Genomic DNA, 13,763 nt, shown 5'->3' with positions numbered 1-13,763 from the left:
CCCTTCTTTTCAGTCAAGTGACAAAAACGTAAGGTGAATTCAAGAAAATGTAAGCAAAATCGATAGCCCAAATTGCGTTTCTATATTATAATCAATTGAATTTACTTACATTACTAAACATAGGAGATTATTATGAAGAAATTTAAACTTTCATCTTTTCTTCCGTTAAGTTATATACTTCTACTCGTACTCGTAAGTCCCCTTTACGATGTATTAAATAAATCGGCTGTACACGCAGTAGATGTCACAACTGTAGTAGATGATTGGATTCCATTTGTGAAAGCATTTATTATCCCTTATTTACTTTGGTTTCCTTACTTATACGGCGCACTTATTTATTACTGCTTTGCAGATCGAAAGCAATATTATGTCACTTTAAGTAGTATCATTCTTGGAAAACTTGCTTGTTTTTCCATTTATTATTTTTGGCAGACAACTGTACCACGTCCAACCGTTGTTGGATCAGACGTGTTTTCCGAACTAGTCCGCTATATTTATAGTATCGATCAACCAGTAAATTGTTTCCCAAGCATTCACGTTCTGACTACATTTGTCATTATGCTAGCTGCCTTTAAACGTAGAGAACAACATGCTTTTGAATATTACATCCTTACCTTCTTCGGTACGCTTATTATTTTATCAACGCTATTTACGAAGCAACATGCATTTGTAGACGCCATTTCTGGAATGACTCTTGCAAGCATACTCTACTTCGGCGTTCAGCTTTTATTAGCAAAAGAAACCGTACGTGTTCCAGTAAAACAAAATCATAAAATGTAAAAAGCAGACTGTGGCTTCTCAGTCTGCTTTTCTCTATATAAAAGGAGATTTTCAAGTTAAGATTGCGGTACAGTCATATCACCAGAGTGAATACGACCTGCTTTTTTAAGAGCAATGTAAAGTATATAAGAAACAGCTACTGGAATGACGATATAAGTGATTACCATCGCTGGGACAACTTCCCATCCTTCGCTGGAAATTAAATTAATTGGTGCGATAAGAGAACTTAATCCAAGACCTGCAATTTCTTTTCCTGCTTCCAGTTGGAAAATTAATGCAGATACTGGACCCACTATTGCACTGGCGACGACAGTTGGGACGAGAATCATTGGATTTTTAGTGATATTTGGCAACTGTACTTTCGGAGTACAAAGAGCTTGAGCTAATATACCACCTAAATTATTTTCTTTCGCTGAGATGACAGAGAATCCGATAAACTGAGCAACGCAGCCTGCAAGAGCAGCACCACCTGCAACACCGTCTAAGCTAAGTGCGATCGCTAACGCAGCTGATGAAGCTGGCGAGATAAGTAATAGTCCCCAAACGACTGCAATGACGATAGAAGCGATGAACGGGCTACCAGCTGAACTATCTTTAATGAATGCTCCAACTGCATTTAAAACAGGAGTAATATTATGAGATAACCAAATGCCGACTAAACCAGAACCTAATATTGCCGCAAATGGAACGAGCATCATATCTAACGCAGTTTTTCCACTTAAACGTTTACCAATATATACAGCTAAAGTCGCTGTTAATAATGCACCGATTGGCTCACCTGTTTTAATAATTAAACCTGCTTCAGTAATTGAAATGGATCCGGCACCAATTGCTCCAGCTACCATAGCTGAGAAGATTACAAGTCCATTTGCACCGAGCATAAAAGCAATTCCAGCACCAATGGCTGGTGCCATAAGTGATTTTGCAACAACTCCGATTGTAATAAGCAACGGAATATCAACAATTCTTCCTATATTTTCGATTAGTAAACCAATTCCAAGGGATACGAAAATACCTTGTGCGATTCCAGCTGATGCTTTAAATACACGAGACATTATATATTCCTTCATTTGTTTCACCTTCTTCTATAAGTTAGTAACCAATTGTTTTCATATAATCACGTAAAATGTCGTTTGATTTTGCGAATCGAGATTCTTCATCCTCTGTTAAATTTAGTTCTACAATTTCTCTTATACCATCTCTAGTAATAATAGCTGGCACTCCTGTACAAATATCATATTCACCATACTCACCATCTAAAATAGCTGATACAGCAATGACACGATGATCATCGTTAAAGATTGAGTTTGCAATATATGCTAGAGAGTTTCCGATTCCGTAATAAGTAGTACCTTTTCGTTTATAAATTTCCCATCCGGCTTTCGCAGTCTTCTCAACGATTTCATCTAAATCTATTTCACCAAATCGTTCTTTTTGTTCTTCTAAAATTTGCAGAATTGGTTTTCCACCAACAGTTACGTGTGACCAAGCAACCATTTGAGAATCACCATGTTCCCCTAATGAATACCCGTGAATACTGCGAGGATCTACATGTAACATTTCAGATAAAATTGTTCTTAAGCGAGAAGAATCTAGTGATGTACCAGTACCGATTACACGATTTCTAGGTAATCCAGATAATTTCCAAACTTGATATGTAATAATATCAACTGGGTTCGATGCAAGTAAGAAAATACCATCAAATCCACTTTCCATTACGCCGCCAACAACACTTTCCATAATCTTTGCGCTTGCTCCTAAAGTATCTAAGCGACTTTGCCCTGGTTTTGGCGCTGGTCCTGCTGTAATAATAACAATGTCCATATCTTTGCAGTCTTCATAACTTCCTGCATATACTTTTGTTCTTGTATTTGTAAAGTTAATGCAGTGTGATAAATCCATTGCTTCCCCAACTGCACGTTCATGATTTATATCAATTAATAATAGCTCTTCGCAAATGCCTTGATTGACAATGGAATATGCACAACTTGATCCAACTAATCCAGTACCGATAATTGCAATTTTTCTTGTATGTCTTTTCATAGCAATCTCTCCTAATTGATCATATAATCTATTTCTTTTGTTCTTTACACCCCTAATTATAGAGATTCCCACGATAGAAACCATGGATACTTTGTGAAATGTTGAACAAAGTTTTTGTCCTTTTTGTGAATTGTCATATTCCATTTTCGTCATATTTGTTACAACTGGAAAAATATTTATTATGTATTTATTGACATATACAAAAAGAAAACGAGCGAATAGATTCGCTCGTTTTCTTTTCCCTGTTATTCCGCACTTAATTGGCTTTTTAATTGTTGTACAATCATCGGATTTGCAGGTGCTGCCGGCTTGTAATAACTCTTTTGCTTTGCGTACTCATACATATTACGTTGGCGCATTTCATCTTGATTACGAATTTGAATTAACGTTTGGTGTAACTGTTCATTATCAGACTGAGCAATATAATTTGCATAACTTGTTAAACTTGCATTTAATCCTGCTAAATAATCATTTACCATATCTTTTTCATTCATGTTCTGCTTCCTCCTATCCTAGAAAAGTCATTAATTGTTGCTTCGTATTTCGTGCATCTTGCGCATCTTTTTGTAGCATTTGTTTCAGTTGTGGATCTGTACACGTCTGTGCATACTGCTCCAACTTGTTAATAATTGTTGCGTGTCCACCAATTAAATGACGTAAGTTTTCTACTTCAAGCTCTGTTAAATTTTGCATGGAATACTCCTACCTTTCTTCTTTCATTCTTCTTTAGTATTCTGTTCTTTTTAAATCGTATTCATGAAAAAGCCTTCTTACATTTCACATCTATTTATAAATACAAAAAAATGTTATAATTACATAAAAATACAAATTTTCAAAAAGTCACCTTACACTAACGATAGTATCTCAAAACAAACCATAGTAGGTTGGTGTGCTTATGCAAAAATATTTTAAAATTATCTTCTTAATGGTTTATGCAATTCTGTATATAAAATTGTTGATTGATACATTAACTTTAAAGCCATTACTCACTTCTATTCCTTTACATATGTTATTTCTCATTTGTTTTTTATTCATTGCGCTTAACAACTATAAAAACCGTAATACTACATTTTTCTTAGTATTTATTAGTGCAACTCTATTAGTAAGTATTAGTTTCATTAAACGTATTCTTATATAAAGGAGCAATAAAACATGAAAACACATGACTTCCTTACAGAAATCCAGAAGGGCTCTGAGCCTAGTCCATATCAAGATCCTATCGTATTCAGTTTCGTTTGCTTTTTCTTAGCCATATACACATTTTTCAAACCTGCAAAATAATATCATTTAACAAAAAAGAGCCTCTAAACCACTAGAGGCTCTTTCTCATCTAATATCTTCTTTTCAAAACTACGATAGTTAAAGCATAAGAACAAAGTACTCCTGCTAATAAACATGCATTTGCTAATTTATACTGTTCGCCGGTTAACGAATATAGATTCCCAATTAAAAATCACTTCTAAGGTTTTTGGTTGCCTCGCTTCCTATTCACTCTCTCATTCCACGTAATCCTTTAATAAACGTTTCCAACAATACATGTAAACTTGTATCCAGATCTAACGGCAAACCAAATCCGCCTTGCTGTTCAATCGACGCAAACCCATGACAAATACTTCTAAATCCACGTGTCGCATGAAGTGCATTCTCTCCTTCTAAATCGTACTGTTGTAAGACCTGAAGACAAAGCCTTACAATTCCGTCACCTGCTTTTCTTACTTCTTCATCTCGTAAAAAAGTTGCTTCATACAGTCCAGGATGTTTCCGTACGAATGCTACATACGCTTCTCCTAAAGCATGAATTGCTTCATCCATATGTTTATCCTCGGCCGCTTCTTCCAGCTTGTTATGCAGCTGTCGTATTCCGTAAATACCAAGATGTTTCCGTACATCTTGTAACCCTTTTACATAATTATATAGTGAGGGAGAACGTATCCCTAACCTTTGCGCTAATGAAGCTAACGTTACTTCTTGTATTCCATTTGCATCTGCTATTTCTGCTGCTGTTTCTACAATTTTCGGTAATGTAAGTCCGATTCTCGGTGACATAAATTAACCCTCTTTCCTACTTTCTATATTCCGCTTCGCTTCTTTAATAGCAAGCTCTATGAAAGCCACTGGATCGTTTATCATTTTTCCATGCCCTGCCGCAAGCAAGGAAGGCTCATATTCTCTTAACTTCTCTGCACTTTGTAATGATATTTCTTTACTCCACGTTGCCATCGCAGGAAACGGAAACCAAAATTTCATTTGTCCCGAAACAGCCGTACCTCCTCTTGTTTGAAATGCATCCCCAACAATAAGAGCTTTATTTCTTACATCAAGAAACGACATGGAGCCTGGTGTATGTCCCGGTGTCATAATCGCAAGAAGCGATCCAACTCGGTCGCCATCTTCTAATAAAACATCAGGTACCGTTTTTATCTTTTTAGGTACACCGCCTTTTATTGGCGTATTTGGTTCATCCTTTTGTAACGTCGTATCTCCTTCTAATAGCTTTGCGTCTCGCTTAGAAATGTAGACTGGAACATGAGGAAGTACTTCCTTTAATGCGTCTAATGCACCGATGTGATCATCATGCGCATGTGTTAATACAATATTCGTAATTGGTTTCCCTATTTTCTCAGCCGCCTGTAAAATACCTTTTGCGCTATATGGCAAAGCCGCATCAATTAAAGTTAAACCATCTTCTTCCTCCACAAAGTAACAATTTACAGGAAACACTCTTGGCAAAAATGACAATTGATATACCGTTTTTTCATGTATCATTCTCATATTTCCATCTCCCTTTTCACGAAAACTAACGCTATTAGTTTTATTATACTAATGTCATTAGTTTTATGTCACTAAAAATTTCTTTTTTTCAAAAAAAAAAGAACAGTAGTCGTATAAACGACTACTGTTCTTTAAAGATATTAAACTGTGTAACGCTCATCTTCTAAAATTTTCGCAGCGATTTCACGTTTCTTCGGAATTACGTTAAGTGGTGTGTGGCGAGTTAATTTACGTAATGATGATAACATCATGCGTAGCATGTCGCCGTTTTCAACTGCGATAAGTGTTTCTTTCGCATCTGCTTCGATTTCGTTAAATGCTTCTTGGCAGAATACTTCAGTGTATAACACTTTTTGTTTATTCTTTTCAAGACCAGTTGTTTTGATTGCTTTTTCTGTACGAAGAACAGCTGATTCCATTGCGTATAGATTGCTTACGATGTCAGCGATATTGACAAGAATTTCTTGCTCTTTGTCTAATGCTTTACCGTATTTTTGAGCAGCTAATCCAGCTACCATTAAGCCAATTTTCTTCGCGTTATTTACTAAATATTTTTGAAGTGCTAATGGCTCATCGCCTACTTCTTCTGGCATCATCATCATTAACTCTTCTTGTAATTTTTGTGCTTTTTGAAGAAGTGGTAATTCACCTTTCATCGCTTTACGTAAGAACGTACCTGGTACGATTAGGCGGTTAATTTCGTTCGTCCCTTCAAAAATACGGTTAATACGAGAATCACGATACATTCTTTCAATCTCGTACTCTGCCATAAATCCGTAACCACCGTGAATTTGAACACCTTCATCTACTGTATAGTCTAACACTTCAGAACCGAATACTTTATTTAAAGAGCACTCGATTGCATATTCAGCGATAGAAGCTGCTACTGCTTTACCATCTTTTACTTCTTCTTCAGATAATGTGCTCATGCGGCTTTCGAATAAGCCTACTGTACGATATACAGAACTTTCAGCTGCATATGTTTTTGCTGCCATATTCGCAAGTTTCTCTTGAATTAATGGGAAGCGAGCAATTGGTTGTTTGAACTGTTGACGTTGGTTTGCATATTGTGCTGAAATTTCTACTGCACGTTTCGCAGATCCAACTGTACCAACACCTAATTTATAACGACCGATATTTAAAATGTTAAATGCGATAATATGCCCTTTACCGATTTCACCAAGTAAGTTTTCTTTCGGTACTAACGCATCTTCCAAAATTAACGTACGAGTTGAAGAACATTTAATACCCATTTTCTTTTCTTCTGGGCTTGTAGATACGCCAGCGTAGTCTTTCTCTACGATAAATGCTGAGAAGTGCTCTCCATCGATTTTTGCATATACAATAAATACGTCAGCGAATGCAGAGTTTGTAATCCACTGTTTTTCACCGTTTAATACGTAATGTGTACCTTCTGCATTTAAACGTGCAGTTGTTTTTGCGCCTAATGCATCAGATCCTGAACCCGGCTCTGTTAATGCGTATGCAGCTAATTTTTCACCAGTTGCAAGTAATGGTAAATACTTTTTCTTTTGCTCTTCGTTACCGAATAACACGATTGGTAAAGATCCGATACCTACGTGAGCACCGTGAGTAATTGCAAAGCCACCAGCGCGAGAGAATTTCTCTGCGATTAACGCTGAGCTTACTTTATCAAGACCAATTCCGCCGTACTCTTCTGGTACGTCAGCGCCTAATAAACCAAGTTCCCCAGCTTCTTTTAAAAGACGAACAGAACGATCAAACTCATGTTGCTCTAAATATTCAAGCTCTGGAAGAACTTCATTTACGATAAAGTCCTCTGTCGTTTTTGCAATCATTTTATGCTCAGATGAAAAATCTTCTGGCGTAAACACTTGATCAATCGTAATCTCATCTACTAAAAAGCTACCGCCTTTAACCGCATTTCCTACTGTTTTTTCCATGAAAATTTCCTCCTTCATATTTTCATAAGCCGCTTCTTTCATTTCGAAAGAAGCTGGCTCTCCCGTTTATTTTTTATAAACCTTTGTTGCTTCCATTCTTTGCATTGTCGGCGTCTCGTTTTGAACGAGCCGCTTCCACTTTTTTATATAATCCAGTTCCAGTGGCTAGAACAGTCGGTCGTTTCACCCCTTCCTGTGAGGCAAAAAGCGCCTCTTCGTCAGGGCTTCCAACGCCCTCCTGTTCTGAACGAGCCACCTGCACTTTTTTTATAGTAATTCAAACACTCCCGCAGCTCCCATTCCGCCGCCGATACACATTGTTACGATACCGAATTGTTCGTTGCGGCGTTTCATTTCGTGAATAAGAGATAGTGTTAGTTTTGCTCCTGTACAGCCAAGTGGATGTCCAAGTGCAATTGCACCGCCGTTTACGTTTACTTTTTCTTCATCTAAACCAAGTTCACGAATAACTTGGATCGATTGAGAAGCGAATGCTTCATTTAGTTCGAATAAGCCAATATCGGATAGCTCTAAGCCAGCTAGTTTTAACGCTTTTGGAATTGCTGCGATTGGGCCGATCCCCATTACTTCTGGTGGTACACCCGCTACTGCAAATGAACGGAATTTCGCAAGTGGCTTCATGCCATCGCTCACTGCTTTTTCACGATCCATCAATAGTACAGATGCTGCACCGTCACTCATTTGTGAAGAGTTACCAGCTGTTACAGAACCGCGAACGTTAAATGCTGGACGTAATTTACCTAAAATGTCTAGCGTCGTTTCTGCTCTTACACCTTCGTCTTGTGCGAAAATGATTGTTTCTTCTTGCAGTTTGTTATTTGATCCAACAGTACGTAACGTTACATCTACAGATACTGTTTCATCAGCAAAGTTTCCTGCAGCTAATGCTTTCGCAGCACGTTGATGGCTTCTTACTGCAAATGCATCTTGCTCTTCACGAGAAATTCCATATTTCACAGCAACTTGCTCTGCTGTATGTCCCATACCCATATAATATTCTGGCGCCGCTTCTACAAGGCGACTATTCGGACGAACGACGTGTCCCATCATTGGAACTAAACTCATTGATTCCGCTCCACCTGATAATACTGCTTCCGAGTGACCAAGCATAATGCGCTCTGCTCCGTAAGCGATACTTTGTAAACCTGAAGAACAGTAACGGTTAATTGTAATAGCTGGAACATCGTAAGAAAGTCCTGCTAATCCGCCGATATTACGAGCCATATTTAAACCTTGCTCTGCTTCTGGCATCGCACAACCGAAAATTAAATCATCGATTGGTCCTTCATAATTCGCACGCTTTAACGTTTCCTTTACTACTAACGCCCCTAAATCGTCAGGACGAACTGTTTTTAATGAACCCCTCTTTGCTTTTCCAATTGGTGTTCTTGCTCCCGCAACAATGACAGCTTCTCTCATGAACGATATCTCCCCTCGTTATTAGTTACGTAATGGCTTTCCTTTTACAAGCATGTGCTGCATTCTTGCTTGTGATTTCATCTCACTTACTAAGCTAATAAATGCTTCACGTTCTACATCTAATAAATACTGCTCATCAACTTCTGTTCCATACGGCACTTTTCCGCCCGCAATGACATATGCAAGTTTCTTCGCAATGTGAAGATCGTACTCTGAAATGTAACCAGATAAATGCATTGCTTCTGCACCAAGTGCAAGTGTTGCATATCCTGTTTCACCAACAACCGGTATCTTTTTACGAATCGGTGCTTTATAACCAGCTTCATATAAAGCAAGTGCTTTCTGTTTCGCATCGTATAGTAAGTGATCACCATTCACACTAATACCATCTTTATCACCTAAGAAGTTATGAGAAATCGCTTCTTGTCCTGAAGTTGAAACTTTCGCCATTGCGACTGTTTCAAACACTTTATTTGCAACTTTTTGTAGATCGAACTCTACGCCATTTGCCATTTTATTTAAGTGTTTAATGTATAGCTCTTTATTACCGCCTCCGCCAGGGATTAAGCCAACACCAACTTCTACTAAGCCCATATACGTTTCACTAGAAGCTTGAATGCTCGCTGCTGGTAAGCAAACTTCTGTACCTCCGCCAAGCGTCATACCATATGGCGCTGCTACAACTGGCTTAGAAGAGTACTTAATTTTCGTCATTGCATCTTGGAAGTTTTTCACAACCCACTCAATTTCAAAGTAGTTGTCGTCTTGTGCTTCCATTAAGATCATTGCTAAGTTCGCACCAACGCAGAAGTTCTTCGATTGGTTACCGATAACAAGACCTTTATAATTCTTTTCTACTTCATCAACAGCGTAGTTAATCATTTGCGTAATATCCATACCGATTGCATTGCTCTTCGAATGGAATTCTAAACAAAGGATGCCGTCGCCTAAATCGATTAAGCTCGCTCCGCTATTTTTCTTTAATACGCCATTTTTCGCTTTTAATTGCTTAAGAGAAATTGCCTTTTTATTACGTTCGATTAGCTTATATTCGCCATTATCGTAATAGTAGCTATCTCCGTTATCATGTTTGTAGAAAGTAGTGAAACCTTTCTCTAACATTTCTTTCACCCAAGTCGGAACAACTACGCCGTTTTCTTCCATCTTTTGAACGGACTTTTCAACGCCAATTGCATCCCAAACTTCAAACGGTCCTTGCTCCCAGCCGAAGCCCCACTTCATCGCTTGGTCAATTGCAACGATATCGTCAGCAATTTCTTTATGAAGTTTTGCAGAGTATAAAAGAGTTGGTGTAATGATGTTCCATAACAACTCTCCTGCGCGGTCTTTCGCGTATACAAGCGCTTTCAATTTATTCGATAAACCTTTTTCTTGTTTACTTAACTCGATCGATGCAGCTTTTAATTTTTTGCGAGCTTCGTACTCCATTGTTGCTGGATTTAATTCTAAAATTTCTTTTCCTTGTTTTAAGAAGAAGCCTTGACCTGTTTTGCTTCCAAGCCATTTTTTATCAAGCATGTCATGCATGAAAGCTGGTACTTTAAATACATCGCGCTCTTCTTCTTGTACGTTTTCATATACGTTATTTGCAACGTGTACAAATGTATCTAAACCGACAACATCTAATGTACGGAACGTTGCACTCTTCGGACGACCAATAAGTGGGCCTGTTACAGAATCAACTTCCCCAATGCTATAGCCGCGTTTTACCATCTCTTGAAGAGTTACTAATAAACCGTACGTACCAATGCGGTTTCCAATAAAGTTTGGTGTGTCTTTCGCGATAACAACGCCTTTTCCAAGAACGTCTTCGCCAAATAATTTCATGAAGCTTAATACTTGTGGATCAGTTTCTTTCGTCGGTATTACCTCTAGAAGTTTTAAATATCGTGGTGGGTTAAAAAAGTGTGTGCCTAAGAAGTGTTTCTGGAAGTCGTCTGAACGACCTTCTGCCATTTTTTCAACTGAAATGCCTGACGTATTCGAGCTTACGATAGAACCCGGTTTACGAACAGCATCTACTTTTTCAAATAGTTTCTTTTTAATATCTAAGTTTTCAACTACTACTTCAATAATCCAATCTACATCAGCTAGACGCTCAAGGTCATCTTCTAAGTTACCTGCTTCAATCAGTGCTAAATTTCCTTTCACTGTCAGAGGAGCTGGTTTTTGCTTTAATAGTTTTTGTAGTGCCGTATTACTAAAACGATTTCTCACACTTTTATGTTCTAATGTAAGTCCCTTCGCTTCTTCTTCTTTCGTAAGCGCAGGTGGTACAATATCAAGCAATAATGTCGGAATACCAATATTAGCTAAGTGTGCCGCAATTCCTGAACCCATTACGCCTGACCCTAGAACAGCAGCCTTTTTAATTTGGAACATCCAATTCTCCCCCTATTCTTGAATGAATGCTCATTCAATTTTTCGACATAAGTCGCAATCAATGAGTGAGCCTCTACTAATAAATATATGATACTGTTTAAATTTTCGCAATATATTTATTGATAAAATTTTCTGAAATAAATATTTTTCTTTTATTTGCCCATGCTATATATGTATTTTCTTCACTAAAATACACTTTCCCTTTTTATAATCTGACGAAACTGGAGGAATATATATGGCAAAACTTAAGAAGAACCCTTCAAAGGCTGGAATTAGCGCAGCGAGTGTGACAGGAAACGCTGGACCAACTGATCGAGGCGTGGAAAAAGGACGTCAAGGTAATAACCAACAATATAAGAAGCATAATATGGGCGAAAAATAACGCTATATTTTTGGGCAGAGAACGTGGCATAATGGGTAATGGCTGCTTTTTCTGCCCAATTTATTTGTAACAAATGAGGGAATTATAATGAAACGAACAATAGTTATGATTGTAATGATTGCCACACTATTTACAGGGATGATTTTCTTCTCTTACGCACAAAGACAACAAGCTGTAAGAGCCAATCAACCTAGCATCACTGGGCAATACGGGATTACAATCGATGCAGACACAGGTGAAATTTTGTATGGAAAACGAGAAGACGAACGCTCTTATCCGGCTAGTATAGCCAAAATGATGACAACCCTTCTTTTACTAGAGAATGTAAAAGAGGATGAGGAAATTACAGTTACAGAAAACGCAATTAAAACAGAAAGTCAAAGTAAGAAAATTAAACTTCGTGCTGGGGAAAAGTTAAAACGTGATGAAGCATTAAAACTGATGCTTATCATTAGTGCAGATCCAATAGCTGAATCCATCGCAGAACATATCGCAGGATCAAAAAATGAATTTGTAAAAATGATGAATGCTAGAGCGAAGGAACTTGGTACAAAGCATGCGACTTTCAAAAACGCAAGTGGTGCTGATGCACTAGGAAACAAAGTATCACCATATGACATTGCTATGATTACGAAAGAAGCATTAAAGTACCCAGTTGTTTTAGAATATATGAATTCAACGCGTACAACTCTACATACTTCAGAACGCTCTCCAAACATCGCAAACTATGGACGAGAAGAACTATATGACGATCCATATGCAATTGGGAGTAAAAGCGGTCTATCAGCACTCGGAAAATATACAGTCGTAACAGTGGATGAGAAAGACGGTAAACGCGTCATTACTGTTGTATTATCTTCTACTCGCAAGCAACTGTATCCTGATACGAAGAAAATGGCACATTACGCATTTCAGCAATTAAAATAACCAAGGAGTATTTACTCCTTGGTTATTTTTTAACCATACCTTTTAATACGAACGCAACGTTTGCTGGACGCTCTGCTAGACGACGCATGAAGTAGCCATACCAGTCGTTTCCATAAGGTACGTAAACACGCATTTTGTAACCTTCTTTTACTAGCTCAAGTTGACGCTCATTACGAATACCATATAGCATCTGGAATTCAAATTGATCCCTTGGAATGTTGTGTTCTTCGGCAAGTTTTTTCGTATATTCAATAATCGCTTCGTCATGTGAAGCAATTGCAGTATAATTTCCATTTAATAAGTGCATTTTAATAATCTTTTTATAATTGTCATCTACATCTTTCTTGTCCGGGAACGCCACTTCTTCAGGTTCTTTATAAGCCCCTTTTACAAGACGTAAATTAGGATTATAAGCATTTAAGTCTTCAATATCTTTTTCTGTACGATATAGGTAAGCTTGAATAACAGTACCGATATTATCGTACTCAGACTTTAACTGTTTAAAGATATCAATTGTCTTTCCGCAGCGTGTATAATCTTCCATATCAATTGTAACGAACACACCATTTTCTTTTGCCGCTTCTAAAATGCGGCGCATATTGTTCATTACGATTTCATCAGAGATATCTAATCCCATAGAAGTCATCTTTAAAGAAAGTTGCGAATCAAGACCTTCTCTTCCAATTGCACGGATTGCTTCAATCGATTGGTTAGCCATTTCATTTGCTTCCGCTTCATTATCAACGAATTCTCCTAAATAATCGATTGTTACGCAAAGTCCTTGCTTGTTCAATTGTTTAATAGCTGCTGTCGCTAATTCAATTGTCTCCCCTGCGACAAAGCGACCTGCACCAAAGCGTAAACCGTACTTCTTAGCCAGTTTTGTTAGCGCTTTATTTTTAGATAAGAAAAGAAACGAATTTCGCATTAATTGTTCCATGTAATTCACCCCTATGACTTAATTTATCTGTTTTTTACCCCTCTTCGAAATTATATCATTGTTTAAAATTATTGGATACAAATAATTATTTAGATAATTTATAAAATACTATAAAAACATTTAAAAACCTATATTCTCGCTTATAAATATG

14 protein-coding genes and 1 pseudogene are annotated in these 13,763 nt (G+C 37.5%); 3 read left to right on the top strand and 12 right to left on the bottom strand.

Annotated features, from left to right (window positions below):
* Positions 1–132: 132 nt before the first annotated feature.
* Positions 133–780, top strand: a complete 648-nt coding sequence (locus tag ACTFNE_RS21000; RefSeq protein ID WP_046198706.1) for a phosphatase PAP2 family protein — start codon at positions 133–135, stop codon at positions 778–780.
* Positions 781–836: 56 nt separating this feature from the next.
* Here the strand turns inward: ACTFNE_RS21000 and ACTFNE_RS20995 are convergent, their stop codons facing one another.
* The 11 genes and pseudogenes from ACTFNE_RS20995 to ACTFNE_RS20945 all read right to left on the bottom strand — a co-directional run bounded on the left by ACTFNE_RS20995 (position 837) and on the right by ACTFNE_RS20945 (position 11,363).
* The gene (locus ACTFNE_RS20995) at positions 837–1,850 is read right to left on the bottom strand and encodes a PTS transporter subunit IIC (RefSeq protein WP_000666170.1); all 1,014 of its coding nucleotides are present in this window, start codon (positions 1,848–1,850) and stop codon (positions 837–839) included.
* 22 nt (positions 1,851–1,872) lie between these two features.
* A complete protein-coding gene (locus tag ACTFNE_RS20990) occupies positions 1,873–2,823 on the bottom strand; it encodes an L-lactate dehydrogenase (RefSeq protein WP_000820657.1) in 951 nt (316 codons plus the stop codon).
* A gap of 245 nt (positions 2,824–3,068) precedes the next feature.
* Entirely contained in the window at positions 3,069–3,317 is a 249-nt protein-coding gene (locus ACTFNE_RS20985) for a spore coat protein (RefSeq protein WP_001002987.1), read from the bottom strand.
* A gap of 13 nt (positions 3,318–3,330) precedes the next feature.
* The gene (locus tag ACTFNE_RS20980; protein WP_001180555.1) at positions 3,331–3,516 is read right to left on the bottom strand and encodes a hypothetical protein; all 186 of its coding nucleotides are present in this window, start codon (positions 3,514–3,516) and stop codon (positions 3,331–3,333) included.
* A gap of 637 nt (positions 3,517–4,153) precedes the next feature.
* A pseudogene (locus ACTFNE_RS20975) lies at positions 4,154–4,276 on the bottom strand (DUF2178 domain-containing protein); the annotation flags it as partial.
* 35 nt (positions 4,277–4,311) lie between these two features.
* On the bottom strand, positions 4,312–4,869 hold the full coding sequence (locus ACTFNE_RS20970) for a TetR/AcrR family transcriptional regulator (protein ID WP_270706248.1): 558 nt from the start codon (positions 4,867–4,869) through the stop codon (positions 4,312–4,314).
* 3 nt (positions 4,870–4,872) lie between these two features.
* Positions 4,873–5,595 carry an MBL fold metallo-hydrolase gene (locus tag ACTFNE_RS20965; RefSeq protein WP_270706247.1) on the bottom strand — a complete coding sequence of 241 codons (723 nt, stop codon included), beginning with the start codon at positions 5,593–5,595 and terminating at the stop codon, positions 4,873–4,875.
* Positions 5,596–5,735: 140 nt separating this feature from the next.
* The gene (locus ACTFNE_RS20960) at positions 5,736–7,520 is read right to left on the bottom strand and encodes an acyl-CoA dehydrogenase family protein (protein ID WP_000416278.1); all 1,785 of its coding nucleotides are present in this window, start codon (positions 7,518–7,520) and stop codon (positions 5,736–5,738) included.
* 73 nt (positions 7,521–7,593) lie between these two features.
* Positions 7,594–7,776 carry a hypothetical protein gene (locus ACTFNE_RS20955; RefSeq protein WP_074565656.1) on the bottom strand — a complete coding sequence of 61 codons (183 nt, stop codon included), beginning with the start codon at positions 7,774–7,776 and terminating at the stop codon, positions 7,594–7,596.
* An 11-nt stretch (positions 7,777–7,787) separates the two neighbouring features.
* Entirely contained in the window at positions 7,788–8,960 is a 1,173-nt protein-coding gene (locus ACTFNE_RS20950; RefSeq protein ID WP_001206342.1) for an acetyl-CoA C-acetyltransferase, read from the bottom strand.
* A gap of 21 nt (positions 8,961–8,981) precedes the next feature.
* A complete protein-coding gene (locus tag ACTFNE_RS20945; RefSeq protein ID WP_270706246.1) occupies positions 8,982–11,363 on the bottom strand; it encodes a 3-hydroxyacyl-CoA dehydrogenase/enoyl-CoA hydratase family protein in 2,382 nt (793 codons plus the stop codon).
* 235 nt (positions 11,364–11,598) lie between these two features.
* Here ACTFNE_RS20945 and ACTFNE_RS20940 point away from each other — a divergent pair, with 235 nt between their 5' ends.
* Positions 11,599–11,745: a YuzL family protein gene (locus tag ACTFNE_RS20940; RefSeq protein ID WP_001096347.1), complete on the top strand. Its 147-nt coding sequence runs from the start codon at positions 11,599–11,601 to the stop codon at positions 11,743–11,745.
* A gap of 87 nt (positions 11,746–11,832) precedes the next feature.
* Positions 11,833–12,672, top strand: a complete 840-nt coding sequence (locus ACTFNE_RS20935; protein ID WP_270706245.1) for a D-alanyl-D-alanine carboxypeptidase family protein — start codon at positions 11,833–11,835, stop codon at positions 12,670–12,672.
* Positions 12,673–12,694: 22 nt separating this feature from the next.
* On the opposite strand, the gene ACTFNE_RS20930 is transcribed toward ACTFNE_RS20935, so the two are convergent.
* Entirely contained in the window at positions 12,695–13,612 is a 918-nt protein-coding gene (locus tag ACTFNE_RS20930) for a proline dehydrogenase family protein (protein ID WP_000436772.1), read from the bottom strand.
* Positions 13,613–13,763 lie beyond the last annotated feature (151 nt).

It is taken from the genome of Bacillus cereus group sp. MYBKT111-2 (genome assembly GCF_051915205.1).
GTDB lineage: Bacteria > Bacillota > Bacilli > Bacillales > Bacillaceae_G > Bacillus_A > Bacillus_A paranthracis.
The sequence above is the reverse complement of the archived record's forward strand: the minus strand, read 5'-3'. Positions and strand labels throughout refer to the sequence as shown.

What these genes read in the sequence shown, in the direction of transcription:
- ACTFNE_RS21000 (WP_046198706.1), top strand. Translation starts at nt 133, where the DNA reads ATGAAGAAATTTAAACTTTCATCTTTTCTTCCGTTAAGTTATATACTT.
- ACTFNE_RS20995 (WP_000666170.1), bottom strand. Translation starts at nt 1,850, where the DNA reads ATGAAGGAATATATAATGTCTCGTGTATTTAAAGCATCAGCTGGAATC.
- ACTFNE_RS20990 (WP_000820657.1), bottom strand. Translation starts at nt 2,823, where the DNA reads ATGAAAAGACATACAAGAAAAATTGCAATTATCGGTACTGGATTAGTT.
- ACTFNE_RS20985 (WP_001002987.1), bottom strand. Translation starts at nt 3,317, where the DNA reads ATGAATGAAAAAGATATGGTAAATGATTATTTAGCAGGATTAAATGCA.
- ACTFNE_RS20980 (WP_001180555.1), bottom strand. Translation starts at nt 3,516, where the DNA reads ATGCAAAATTTAACAGAGCTTGAAGTAGAAAACTTACGTCATTTAATT.
- ACTFNE_RS20970 (WP_270706248.1), bottom strand. Translation starts at nt 4,869, where the DNA reads ATGTCACCGAGAATCGGACTTACATTACCGAAAATTGTAGAAACAGCA.
- ACTFNE_RS20965 (WP_270706247.1), bottom strand. Translation starts at nt 5,595, where the DNA reads ATGAGAATGATACATGAAAAAACGGTATATCAATTGTCATTTTTGCCA.
- ACTFNE_RS20960 (WP_000416278.1), bottom strand. Translation starts at nt 7,520, where the DNA reads ATGGAAAAAACAGTAGGAAATGCGGTTAAAGGCGGTAGCTTTTTAGTA.
- ACTFNE_RS20950 (WP_001206342.1), bottom strand. Translation starts at nt 8,960, where the DNA reads ATGAGAGAAGCTGTCATTGTTGCGGGAGCAAGAACACCAATTGGAAAA.
- ACTFNE_RS20945 (WP_270706246.1), bottom strand. Translation starts at nt 11,363, where the DNA reads ATGTTCCAAATTAAAAAGGCTGCTGTTCTAGGGTCAGGCGTAATGGGT.
- ACTFNE_RS20940 (WP_001096347.1), top strand. Translation starts at nt 11,599, where the DNA reads ATGGCAAAACTTAAGAAGAACCCTTCAAAGGCTGGAATTAGCGCAGCG.
- ACTFNE_RS20935 (WP_270706245.1), top strand. Translation starts at nt 11,833, where the DNA reads ATGAAACGAACAATAGTTATGATTGTAATGATTGCCACACTATTTACA.
- ACTFNE_RS20930 (WP_000436772.1), bottom strand. Translation starts at nt 13,612, where the DNA reads ATGGAACAATTAATGCGAAATTCGTTTCTTTTCTTATCTAAAAATAAA.